The following is a 12109-nucleotide window of genomic DNA, read 5'->3' on the forward strand; positions in this document are numbered from 1 at the left end:
AAAACCGTTTACCGCTTGATTACCTTGCTGGTGTAGACTCGTCCACGAACGAAGCTTCGAATAAGGTACAAGCCGGGTGCCAGCTGTTCATTTCCGATGGACTGCCGGTGTTCCAGAGCGGCTGCATTCGCTTTGACTTCCTGGATCATTTTACCCTGGCTATCGAGCAACTGAAAGGTGGCCGTGGTGGGTTTCTGACTTTGCAGTACTACCTGAAAACGCCCCGGCGACGGGCTGGGAAAAACCGTAAGGGTCAAATCCTGATCATCAATCCGTTGTTCTACCGCCGTCAGTAAGTCACTTTCCACGGCCGGTTCATACGAAGGAACCGACCCCGGGTTACCGCCGACATTATCAACGATCAAGGCCATCATGTCAGCGATTGTTTCACTGATCAGGAGCCCATTACGCCATTCTTTCACCATCACCGCAAAACTGTACCGACCGGTTTCGGTGGGTGCGTTCCAGACTAATTGCCCGTTTTGAGCATTGATCTTAAACGTTCCTTTTCGTGTTACGTCATTGGGGAACGTGTATGGAGAAACCGGAATGCGGATGCGGCCACAAGCGCCGTCCTGCGGCCGAATGAGTGAATAAACGATACTGTCTCCGTCGGCATCGCTAGCCCGAAAATTATATTCGTTTCGCTGGTTGACCAGCCCGGTTACCTGCTGGCCCAGATTCTGAAAAGTGGGTGTGCTGTTCGATTGAGCCGTCGTAAAAGTCGTACGGAAATATACGGGCATGCGAAAAGCCATAGGAGCATTGCGGGAATCAGTTCGGTTGGGGATGGATACGGATATCGTCCGGTTACCGGAACCGCTGCCATTGTACGAGTGTGTTGCCCGGTATTCGTTCATCAACACACCGCCATCCAGCACAACGCTCTGGATACGTGAAACCGAAACGGCACTTAAACCCGTATCGAAACAAACCTCAATTTTGTCTGTCTGTGCGCTGACAGGCGATTGATCCATGTAAAGTCTGACCGTAATCTCATACGTTAACCCCTGTACATTTCGTACCTGAATATAACCACCAACCATGTGTGTGCCAAAAGCAGGCAGACCACCAAGAAGCAACAATAACGTAGCGATTTTTTTCATAGCAGCCGGTAAGGAGTAGGAGGAAACTATAAGAACCGTTTGTCTCGTATTGTTGAAACGGAAAACACAATTTTGTAGTATTACTTTTACCAACTATCGTCTAGATTATTGCCTGACAACGAATGCTTTATACACCCCAACAAACCGCCCGTTTCGGCACACAACGGTTTCGGCATCTTTTGGTTGCGCAGAAAGAGCACGTCCTGACCCTAACGCTCAATCGGCCGGAGAAGAAAAATGCACTTAATACGACGCTATTGAATGAACTGGCGTTTGCTCTGACGTACGCACGTTACGAAAAGAATGTCTGGCTGGTGGTGCTGGCCGCTTCGGGCGACGTCTTCTGCGCCGGTATGGACCTGAAAAGTCTGTCGGCAGGCGAATCAACAGATGATACTGTTCCCCCACCCGCTGGCCCAGTGCGATTGGCGGAACTGCTGGCCAATGTACAAAAACCGTGTCTGGCAAAGGTACAGGGCCCGGTGTATGCGGGCGGTTTCTTACTGGTGGCTGGCAGCACCCACGTCATTGCTACCGATGCCGCTACGTTTAGTTTGCCGGAGGTAAAGCGGGGGCTGTTTCCGTTTCAGGTGATGGCCAGTCTGCTCGAAATTATGCCTGCCCGAACGGTTCTTGATCTTTGTTTGCGCGCCCGGACTTTATCAGCAACCGACGCCCTCGCCGTGGGTTTGGTGACGAACCTAGTCGCTGGCGATGAGTTGGACAAGGCCGCTCAGCAATGGATCGATGAATTGAAGCAGTATTCGCCAACCGCTATGCAGTTCGGACTGCGCGCGTATCAGCAATTAAAAAAAATCCCGCCCGATCAGCAGCAGACTTTTTTGCACGAGCAGTTTCAACAGATTCAGCAAACCGCCGATGCACGGGAAGGCATGGCCGCCTTTCTGGAAAAACGAGCCCCAAAATGGAGGGGAGATGAATTAATGTAAATCCGGACACCCGTCTTTCCGGCGGGTGTCGATGATGGTCTGTATTTTCCACACACCGCTCAGTTTGACCAGCGTAAAGGCGTTGACGCCACAGTGGCTTTTCTGACCGTTGTAATAAAAAACGTACGGGGTCCAGGCTACGGCTAATTCGGCGTCAACCTTTACGTCATAAGCCGAAAGCCGTTCGTCGAGCGCGCCCGGTTTCTGTTTGCCCACCGAAGTCACAAAATCCGTAATTGATTCATTCCGAACGCTGACCCCGCCCTCTCTGTTTTTCGCCACACTCTGTAAGGAAGCACCCGGGGCAAAAACGGCTTTAAAAAGCGTTGTATCCGCTTTTCGCATGCCATCGAACAGTTGGGTGATTGTAGCCCGAACGGTTTTCTCCTCATCCGACTGTGCCAAAATTGTCAGCGGCAACAGGCAACCCAGAAGCAGTAAGCCCTTTTTCATCGCTTGCTAATGAAGTACGGTTTTACGAGAACGATCCCCTGCCAGCGCTGATTCATGACCTGACAGGAGGATCGTCCGCAACGCCTAAATATATTGATTGATAATCATTTCATAAAGTTCCTGTTTACCACTAATCTGCTTGGGCTCGCCATTGTTCAGGGCAAATTCCCGCAGGTCCTCCAGCGTCAGTTCGCCTTTCTCAAACCGAGCGCCTTCGCCAGTATCGAAGCTGGCGTAACGATCGGTGCGCAGTTTTTTGTATTGTGATTTGGCGAGGATAGCTTCAGCAACGATGGCGGCCCGGGCAAAGGCATCCATCCCACCAATATGGGCGATAAAAATATCTTCCAGATCAGTGGAATTCCGGCGGGTTTTAGCGTCGAAGTTGACCCCGCCCGATTTCAAGCCGCCCGCTTCCAGAATCACCAGCATGGCTTCCGTCAGTTCGTAGAGATCCATCGGAAACTGGTCGGTATCCCAGCCGTTCTGGTAATCACCCCGGTTGGCATCAATGCTACCGAGCATGTTATTATCGGCGGCAACCTGCAATTCGTGCGCAAACGTGTGGTTCGCCAATGTAGCGTGGTTGGTTTCGACGTTCAACTCAAAATCGTCCTGCAAACCGAATTTGTTCAGAAAACCGACCACCGTAGCCGCGTCGAAATCGTACTGGTGTTTGCTCGGTTCCATCGGTTTGGGCTCGATATAGAAAGCCCCTTTGAAACCCTGTTTGCGGGCATAATCACGCGCCATCGTCAGGAAGCGACCGAGGTGCTCCTGTTCGCGTTTCATGTTTGTATTCAGCAGCGACATGTAGCCTTCGCGACCTCCCCAGAAGGTATATCCCGAGCCACCCAGCTCGATAGTGGCATCAATGGCATTTTTGACCTGCCAACCGCCGTGCGCCAAAACGTGGAAATCCGGGTTAGTGGCTGCACCATTCATGTAACGGGCGTGCGAAAAGAGGTTGGCCGTACCCCACAAAAGCCTTACACCACTGGCCTGTTGTTTCTGTTTGGCGTAATCAACAATTTTCCGGAAGTTGCTTTCAAATTCGGCGTTGGATTTACCCTCGGGCGCTACATCCACATCGTGGAAGCAGTAATATTCCATGCCCATTTTGGTTATAAATTCAAAAGCCGCATCCATTTTCTCGTGCGCAGCCGCCAACGGATCGACGCTGGCATCCCAGGGAAATTGCTTAACCCCCGGCCCGAACGGATCCGCCCCCGTGCCACAGAACGTATGCCAGTAGGCAACAGCAAACCGGAACAGTTCATTCATCGGTTTTCCCAGGATGGTACGGTTTGCATCATACCATTTAAAGGCAAGTGGATTGTCCGATTCGCGTCCTTCATAAGCAATGGGCTCTTTTACAAACGGAAAATACGTTTTGTCGCCCAGTGTCAGATTCAATGTTGACATGTCATTTTGGGATTAGAAAATGAATACGCTAAAAATCAGGTTCTCCCGACAAGATACCAAGCTTAAAAGGAAGTATCCAATAAAATATCCTCACCCGAGCACCCAACAAAAAACCGGAAGCTCTTGCGGGCTTCCGATTTGATAGATTTCGGACCTAAGTCCGCAGTTTTTTTATAAGGTGCTGAAATCAAATCCTTCCAGAAAGGCAGTGGTGAATTCACCCGATTGGAATTTGGGGTCATCCATCAGCTTAATGTGGAACGGAATTGTGGTTTTAATGCCTTCAATAACAAACTCCTGCAAAGCCCGCTTCATCCGGGTGATTACTTCCTCGCGCGACTGACCCGATACAATCACTTTGGCGATCATTGAGTCATAATTTGGTGGAATGGTATAACCGCTGTACACATGGCTATCAATTCGGATGCCGTGCCCACCGGGGAAGTGCAGGTTCGTGATCTTACCCGGCGACGGCCGAAAGCCGTTGGCGGGATCTTCCGCGTTGATGCGGCATTCCATTGCGTACACCTTCGGAAGGTAATTTTTTCCGGAAATCGGCACCCCGGCAGCCACCTTAATTTGCTCCTTGATCAGGTCAAAATCGGTAACTTCTTCCGTGATTGGGTGCTCCACCTGAATCCGGGTGTTCATCTCCATGAAATAGAACTCCCCGTACTTATCGACCAAGAACTCAATGGTTCCGGCCCCTTCGTATCCAATGGCCGAGGCTCCTTTGATGGCCGCTTCGCCCATTCGTTCCCGCAACTCCGAGCTGATGATTGGCGAGGGGGTTTCTTCAACCAGTTTCTGATGCCGACGCTGAATCGAGCAATCCCGCTCCGACAAGTGGCAAACTTTGCCGTATTGATCCCCAACAATCTGAATCTCAATGTGGCGCGGCTCTTCCACAAATTTTTCCAGGTACAACCCGTCGTTGCCAAACGCGGCCCCGGCTTCCATCCGGGCGTCAAGCCAGGCTTTGTCAAAATCAGCTTCGCTCCGAATAATCCGCATACCACGGCCACCACCACCGGCGGTTGCCTTCACAATAACCGGGTAACCCATCTCAGCCGCCAGCTGCTTGCCCTGTTCAACCGACTCCAGCAACCCATCCGAACCCGGAATAACCGGCACTCCGGCCGCTTTCATGGTTGCTTTGGCCGTTGCTTTGTCGCCCATGGCGTTGATCTGCTCGGCCGTTGCGCCGATGAATTTAATTCCGTAGTCGGCGCAGATCTGGGAAAATTCCGCATTTTCGGACAGAAAACCGTAGCCGGGGTGAATAGCATCGGCGCTGGTTACTTCGGCGGCAGAGATTATATTTGGAATATTCAGGTAGGACTGACGGCTGGGCGGAGGGCCAATGCAAACCGCTTCGTCGGCAAACCGCACGTGCAGGCTATCGCGGTCGGCAGTTGAATAAACCGCCACCGTTTTGATGCCCATCTCGCGACACGTCCGGATGATCCGCAACGCAATTTCGCCCCGGTTGGCGATGAGTATTTTCTTGAACATAAAGTCAGTTTACGGTTTACGGTTTATGGTTTACGGTTCACAGGATAACTATAAACCGTAAACTGTAAACCGTAGACTTAGATAGGTTCGACAAGGAACAAAGGTTGATCGTATTCGACCGGCGTCGCGTTTTCCACCAGCACTTTGACAATTCGGCCCGCTACCTCGGACTCGATCTCGTTGAAGAGCTTCATGGCTTCAATGATGCACACGGTTTTCCCCGGCTTTACTTCATCACCAATTTCCACAAACGCGGCAGTATCCGGTCCTGACGAACGATAGAACGTTCCGATCATCGGTGATTTGATGGTCAGGTAATTCGATGTATCAGCTTTGGGGGCCGGAGCCGGGCTGGATGCCGGAGCAGCCGCTGGCTGGCTGGCTGGCAAAGCCGGTTGGGAAACCGCTGGTAAAGCTGGCTGGCTGGTAACAACCGGTGCCTGTCCAAAGCGTTTTACACTCAACTTCAGTTCGTTGGTCTCAATACTGACCTCATCCAGACCCGACTGGGCAATAAAGTCAATGAGTTTTTGAATGTCTTTCGTGTCCATCTCTTTTTTGAATGGGGAATGATAACGATGAATTCTTTTACTCATTCATCATCCACCATTCTTTTATTTTACTCGTTCAACGTAATCGTACGTGCGGGTATCAACCCGGATTTTATCGCCCTGTTCGATAAACAACGGTACCATGATGGTCGCGCCGGTTGCAACTTCAACTTTCTTTTTGGGGCTGTTGGCGGTATCTCCCCGGATACCGGGCTCAGCATAGGTTACTTCCAATTCAACAAATGGCGGCATTTCACACGTCAGGGGCGTTTCTGTTTCGGCGTTGATCAGAATCTCCACCTCCTGGCCTTCTTTCATCAAATCGGCGGTTTCAACCAGCTTATCCGTCAGGTTAATTTGATCGAACGTTTCATTATCCATGAAATTGTAACCCGCTTCGTCTTTGTAGAGATACTGAAATTTACGACGCTCTACCCGCACCGGATAAATCGATACGCCAGCGTTAAAGGTATTATCAAGCACTTTGCCCGACGTAAGGCTTTTCAATTTGGTACGGACAAAAGCGCCCCCCTTACCTGGTTTAACGTGTTGAAATTCTACAACTTGAAACAGATCGTGATTGAAATTGATCACGAGACCGTTCCGAAGATCTGCGGTCGTTGCCATTCTAGTAGTTTAACGTTTAATGTTCAGCGTTTAAGGCACTATTCCGTTTACGTAAAAAGCGTTTAACGATCGGTCTCAAACTCCAGACTTATTAATAGGCCCATTTTACATAAGCCGCTCCCCAGGTGAACCCTCCGCCAAAAGCGGCCAGAACCAGGTTATCACCTTTTTTCAATTCCGACTCGTAGTCGAACAGGCAAAGCGGGATGGTGGCTGCGGTGGTATTACCGTATTTATGAATATTCAGCATGACCCGGTCCATGCCCAGCCCCATGCGATTGGCAGTGGCTTCGATGATCCGCTTGTTGGCCTGGTGGGGCACCAGCCAGGCGATATCGTTGCCGGTCAGGTTGTTACGCTCCATAATTTCGGCGGAGACGTCGGCCATATTTTTGACAGCAAACTTGAACACCGATGGCCCATCCTGGTAGACGAAGTGCCAGCGCTTGTCGATGGTTTCGTGGGAGGGCGGATACCGGCTTCCTCCGGCTTTCTGTACCAGGTGATTCTGGCCCGCCCCGTCGGAACGGATGATGGAATCCACAATACCGTTGCCCTCCGTGTTCGGTTCCAGTAAAACCGCCCCGGCCCCATCGCCAAACAAGACACAGGTGGTCCGATCGGTATAATCCACAATAGCCGACATTTTATCGGCCCCCACAACAACAACTTTTTTATACTTTCCGGTCTCAATAAATTGAGAACCAATCGTTAAGGCATACAAAAAACCCGAACAGGCGGCCTGTATATCAAAACTGCCGATAGCCCGGATGCCGGTCATATCGCAAATCAGATTAGCCGTCGACGGAAATACATAGTCCGGTGTGGTGGTTGCACAAATCAACAACTCCACTTCGTTGGGTTCCGTACCGGTTTTTTTCAGCAAGCCTTCTACGGCTTTGGCCGCCATGTGCGACGTGCCCAGCCCTTCGCCTTTTAAAATATGCCGTTCTTTAATACCGGTGCGGCTGGTGATCCACTCGTCACTGGTATCCACCATTTTTTCCAACTCTGCATTGGTCAGGATGTAGTCCGGTACGTAGCCGTATACGCCTGTAATTGCCGCTCTACTGTTCATACTCGGGGGTGCAATCAATTTTATAGACAAAAGAAGGTTGATGAAAGACAATAGAATCGCCGGGTGTTAAAATCCATGTACCGCTGTCGCCAATCTTTTGTCTCATGTCTTTTATCTATTGTCAAATGTCAACTTAACGCCTGGGCAATTTTGGTATAAGCGCCGGATTCGACCTGCCTTTTCGCCAGGTTAAGCATATTTTTGATGGCTAAGGGCGATGAAATACCGTGGGCAATGATAACGTTTCCGTTCACCCCAACAATTGGGCTGCCACCCACCGACTCATAATTGGTTTTATCAATAAAATCGTGTTGGAGGCCCAGCTCTTTGGTGATTTCGTAAATGGATTCGCCCATTTTGAACAGGATATTACCGTTGAAACCGTCTGTAACGATCACATCGGCCTTATCGCGGAAGAAGTCGCCCCCTTCCATGTTCCCGACAAAATTAATTTTTCGGCTGTTTTTCAGCAACTGATAAGCCGCCTGCGCCACCAGCGAACCTTTTTGTTCTTCTTCGCCGATGTTCATCAAAGCCACCCGGGGTTTATCAATACCGAAAGTATACTGGGCGTAGATAGAGCCAATCTCACCGAATTGCAGCAACATTTCCGGCTTGCAATCGGCATTGGCACCAATATCCACAATAACCGCGAAACCACCACTTAACTGCGGAACAAATCCCGCAATGGCGGGCCGCATGACTCCTTCAATGGCCTTTATACTAAACAAAGCGCCAACATGCATTGCTCCGGTATTGCCCGCGCTGCAAAAAGCGTCGACGAGTTTGTCGCGTAAAAGTTTAAACCCAACTCCGATGCTGGAATTGGGTTTCTGCGAGAGCGCCTTGGTGGGGTGCTCGCCCATTTCAATTACATCTTCTGCGTGGACAATCTCCACGCTGGAGCCTGCGTAGTTATACTTCTGAAGAAGGCTTTCGATTATCGGCTGTTTTCCCACCAGTACGATGGTAACGTTATTCGATAATTCGTTAGTGGCCATTACAACTCCTTCTACTATAGCCTCTGGAGCGAAATCGCCACCCATAGCGTCGACTGCGATTCTCATTGAACCAGGTTTGGGTGCGCTGAATTGGTAAAAGTACGTGTAAAAATACTAGTTGCCCGCCAATAAAAAAGTATTTCACGCTCATCCAGTGCAGATTCCTGTGAAATACTTGTTACCCCAACCATCTAAAAGAGGGTTTCGATAAACCAGAAAAAGCCCCTGCAGGGGGTTGGGGGCTGAATGATCAGGCAGTGGGCGCGTAGTTTTCGATCACTACTTTGCCTTTGTAATACAGGTTGCCTTCGAATACGTGCGCTTTGTGACGAACGTGAATTTCGCCCGTTGTTGCATCAAAGGAAAGTGCCTTCGCGGTCAGTTTATCGTGCGTTCTACGCTTGTCCCGCCGGGTGGTTGAATGTCTGCGCTTGGGATGTGCCATAACTTTATTTTGTCAATTATCAGTCAGTCTTGCCATTCCTTCCACTGCCCCAACGGACGCGGAAGAAACAACAGTGGTATTAATTATTATTATTCAGTTTTCGTAACAAATCCCAGCGGGGATCAATCGGAGGCTCCTGGTCGTCCGGCTCTGTGTCCGATGCGCCTGACCGGTACACAACCTTGCCCTCCTGCTCTTCGTCTTCCTCACTCTCCTCCTGACGAAAACGGGGATGGAGTTTTTTCATTGGCAATGCCAGCACGATAAAATCGAACAGGTACCGCGCAATATTAATTTGCTGCGTATCCCACAAAATCAATTCAATTTCATCAGTCAACTCCTCAACCCGATCGGCATATTTCAGAAACAGCTGCTCCCGAATGTCGATCGGCTCGCCAAACGGCTCCAGGCTCCGGTCGCAAATCAGTTCTACCGTTCCCTGGATGTGGAAATTCAGCTGAATCATCGAGGCCGACTTGGTAAGCACCAAATGCGTCTTGAAAGATCCGTGTTGAATCAACTCCTGCTCCATAGCCTCAAAAAACGCATCGCCCGACTCAAAGTCAAACTCGTACGATTTGTGATCAAGGCTACCGATTGAGACGGTATATTTCTGTAACTCCTTCACGCTCTTCTCAAAATAGTCCGCAAAGTTACGAACTTTTTATGAACCATAAAAGATTAACCCACAATTTAGAACACCTTTGTCCCAACGGGTTATAGGAACTGTTAATTTTGCCAGCTATGGGAGAAGTGATCAAAGCAAACCGCTCATTTTTTAGTGTTTATCTGGTTTTCGTGGTGATCGTCGGCACGCTGCTGCTGCTTTACAGCAAAGCCGAACTGATGCAGTGGGTGAATACACACAACGCTTCCGCGGCTGATGTATTCTTCCAGAATGTAACGTATTTGGGCGACGGCGCTTTTGCCATTATCATTACCGTGGTGCTGGCCTTCCGATCCTTTCGTTTTGCGCTGATGGGAGCCGTTTCATTCCTGGGATCAACCCTAATCGTACGCATTCTGAAACAGCTTATTTTTTCAGACTCCCTGCGCCCGCTGAAGTATTTTGAGCATTCAGACTGGCAATACCGGATTATAGACGGCCTTGATATTCATAGTTATAACAGTTTTCCCTCCGGGCATTCGACCACGGCTTTTGCGGTTTTCTGCATGCTGGCCCTGCTCGATAAGCGAAAAAGCCGGGGTTGGGTTTTCGCCCTGCTTGCCATCATCACTGCTTACTCGCGCCTGTATCTGTTCCAGCATTTTGTGGAAGATATTTACGTTGGTTCCTTTATTGGTACGCTGTCGTCCCTAGCCACATTTTTAGGGCTAGGCGCTTACCTGGATCAACACCCCAAAAGCTGGCAATATCGGCGGATAAAGTTTTGACCCTCAGAATCACATCCAAAATAATCTGCAAATAATTACATCTAGGCGGTAAATAACTTGCCCGCTCGTCTTTTGCCTACAGACCTAGCCGATAATAACCAGCCCCCAACTACTACTGATTTGGAATAATAACCTATTTCCAAAATAATAGCTATTCGAAGCAACTAAGTATCAACAATTATTCGGTTTTTATCAAAAATACAGGTTAAAAAAAAGCATTCTCTGCTAAAAACTATCTCTTTTTGTAATTTCATGATAAAAATCAGAGGTTCTTATTGATCATGTCTCAACCGCCATTCATTGCTGATCCCGCCACTACCGCTCTGGGCCGGGGCATTCAGCACATCGGGATTGGTAAGCAAGGTAGCCGCTCATTGCCGCCGACATTGGTGGAAGAATGCAAGCAGGCATTGCTGTCTAGCGAGGTAGACCCCTTGCAAAAAGGAGCCTTTCTGGGGGCGTTGCTGGCTAAAGGTCCTACAACCGAAGAACGCACCCTCGAAATGATTTTTGGGAAAGATGCTTTTCTCAATCCCGCTTTTTTTATCAATAAGGCCTGTCCCGATTTACCAACAAGCTTATTTCCTATCGCGACCAAGCTCCTGAAAGGGCATATTCTACGCACCAGTGAGGCTCACCAGTTGGGTACGTTTTTGTTTCAGAAAGATGAATGCGAAACCTTCAAAGGCATGGCAGCCAGCATCTTACGCATTCGTAGCGAATCCAACGATGAATATAAGGGGTTGTATGAGGCTGCTATGGAAACCATCACCCCCGGTTTCCGTCAGTTAAGTTGCGTTGACCGCACGCTGGTCCAGATCGCCGAACCGTTCGATGGCGTCGAGCATACCTACTTAATTACTCCTTTACTGGCCCATTTTTTTGAGCAGCGGGGCTACGGCGCCTTGTCCGTGGTAGGTCGCACGCCCGGCCCTAAGTACGCTCTCAACGCCCACGATCTATACCTTTTTCTGGGTTGCCAGATGCTCCAGAGCAACCACGAAATCAATACCCCGCCGGAGCCATTCGGCTGGGTGCTCGATCAGAAGGCGCTTTCACCCGCGCTCAACCGCTGGGTTGATCGTCGGCGAGTCATTCTGAAGCGTCCGTTTTTATCGACTCTTGAAAAAATCTTGAACCCCTGCAATGCCCGCATCCTGGTCACCTCCGTTTTTCAGGTCAGTACGCAAATGAAAATGGCCGAACTGGCGCTCATGGCCGGTTTCGAAGCCGTTGTGGTTCTGAAACGCGGTCTGGAAGGTAGCCTGTCGCCCTCCACCAGCCGAAGCAGCGGGATTCTGTGCGCCGTTCGAACCGCCCGGGGCCATTTATTTTATCAACATTTCGACGCTGATTTACCGGCTTTTGCCGAATACCGTACCGAAAGTGACGAAATGATAATGAATCTCCAGGTCAACACCAACGCCCGGCTGATTCGGGACTTTATGGCCGCAGAACAGACTTCCAGCCCTGACTTTGATAACCGTGCCCGCTTCATGCAGGCCTTACTGGGCCGCGGTATGGACTGGATCGAAGGCCAACTGAACGGCCAATTTCTGTAAA

At 49.9% G+C, this 12109-nt stretch carries 13 protein-coding genes; 3 read left to right on the top strand and 10 right to left on the bottom strand.

All coding sequences use genetic code 11. From position 1 onward, the window contains the following. Window positions 1-8: 8 nt before the first annotated feature. Window positions 9-1106 carry a T9SS type A sorting domain-containing protein gene (locus ACYVH9_RS19550; RefSeq protein ID WP_460638067.1) on the bottom strand — a complete coding sequence of 366 codons (1098 nt, stop codon included), beginning with the start codon at window positions 1104-1106 and terminating at the stop codon, window positions 9-11. 122 nt (window positions 1107-1228) lie between these two features. Here ACYVH9_RS19550 and ACYVH9_RS19555 point away from each other — a divergent pair, with 122 nt between their 5' ends. Further along, a complete protein-coding gene (locus tag ACYVH9_RS19555; RefSeq protein WP_460638068.1) occupies window positions 1229-2056 on the top strand; it encodes an enoyl-CoA hydratase-related protein in 828 nt (275 codons plus the stop codon). Here ACYVH9_RS19555 and ACYVH9_RS19560 read toward each other — a convergent pair. From ACYVH9_RS19560 to ACYVH9_RS19600, 9 genes are all read right to left on the bottom strand, one after another. After that, on the bottom strand, window positions 2048-2509 hold the full coding sequence (locus ACYVH9_RS19560; RefSeq protein WP_460638069.1) for a nuclear transport factor 2 family protein: 462 nt from the start codon (window positions 2507-2509) through the stop codon (window positions 2048-2050). The genes ACYVH9_RS19555 and ACYVH9_RS19560 overlap by 9 nt on opposite strands. Before the next feature lie 84 nt (window positions 2510-2593). Continuing rightward, window positions 2594-3934, bottom strand: a complete 1341-nt coding sequence (gene xylA, locus ACYVH9_RS19565; RefSeq protein WP_460638070.1) for a xylose isomerase — start codon at window positions 3932-3934, stop codon at window positions 2594-2596. A 171-nt stretch (window positions 3935-4105) separates the two neighbouring features. Further along, window positions 4106-5449 carry an acetyl-CoA carboxylase biotin carboxylase subunit gene (accC, locus tag ACYVH9_RS19570; RefSeq protein ID WP_460638071.1) on the bottom strand — a complete coding sequence of 448 codons (1344 nt, stop codon included), beginning with the start codon at window positions 5447-5449 and terminating at the stop codon, window positions 4106-4108. A gap of 77 nt (window positions 5450-5526) precedes the next feature. Next, window positions 5527-6000 carry an acetyl-CoA carboxylase biotin carboxyl carrier protein gene (gene accB / locus ACYVH9_RS19575; protein ID WP_460638166.1) on the bottom strand — a complete coding sequence of 158 codons (474 nt, stop codon included), beginning with the start codon at window positions 5998-6000 and terminating at the stop codon, window positions 5527-5529. A gap of 63 nt (window positions 6001-6063) precedes the next feature. Beyond that, window positions 6064-6627: an elongation factor P gene (gene efp / locus ACYVH9_RS19580; RefSeq protein WP_460638072.1), complete on the bottom strand. Its 564-nt coding sequence runs from the start codon at window positions 6625-6627 to the stop codon at window positions 6064-6066. Window positions 6628-6718: 91 nt separating this feature from the next. Next, complete coding sequence (locus ACYVH9_RS19585; RefSeq protein WP_460638073.1) at window positions 6719-7705, bottom strand: beta-ketoacyl-ACP synthase III; 987 nt, start codon at window positions 7703-7705, stop codon at window positions 6719-6721. 128 nt (window positions 7706-7833) lie between these two features. Beyond that, window positions 7834-8772: a phosphate acyltransferase PlsX gene (plsX, locus tag ACYVH9_RS19590; protein ID WP_460638074.1), complete on the bottom strand. Its 939-nt coding sequence runs from the start codon at window positions 8770-8772 to the stop codon at window positions 7834-7836. 184 nt (window positions 8773-8956) lie between these two features. Beyond that, on the bottom strand, window positions 8957-9151 hold the full coding sequence (gene rpmF, locus ACYVH9_RS19595) for a 50S ribosomal protein L32 (protein WP_460638075.1): 195 nt from the start codon (window positions 9149-9151) through the stop codon (window positions 8957-8959). Between the two features lie 79 nt (window positions 9152-9230). Next, complete coding sequence (locus tag ACYVH9_RS19600; RefSeq protein ID WP_460638076.1) at window positions 9231-9779, bottom strand: YceD family protein; 549 nt, start codon at window positions 9777-9779, stop codon at window positions 9231-9233. A 116-nt stretch (window positions 9780-9895) separates the two neighbouring features. On the opposite strand from ACYVH9_RS19600, the gene ACYVH9_RS19605 reads away from it, so the two are divergent. Both ACYVH9_RS19605 and ACYVH9_RS19610 read left to right on the top strand, forming a co-directional pair. Continuing rightward, a complete protein-coding gene (locus tag ACYVH9_RS19605) occupies window positions 9896-10546 on the top strand; it encodes a phosphatase PAP2 family protein (RefSeq protein ID WP_460638077.1) in 651 nt (216 codons plus the stop codon). A 281-nt stretch (window positions 10547-10827) separates the two neighbouring features. Further along, entirely contained in the window at window positions 10828-12108 is a 1281-nt protein-coding gene (locus ACYVH9_RS19610) for an anthranilate phosphoribosyltransferase (RefSeq protein WP_460638078.1), read from the top strand. The last annotated feature ends 1 nt before the right edge of the window (window position 12109 follow it).

Source organism: Larkinella harenae (genome assembly GCF_054780515.1).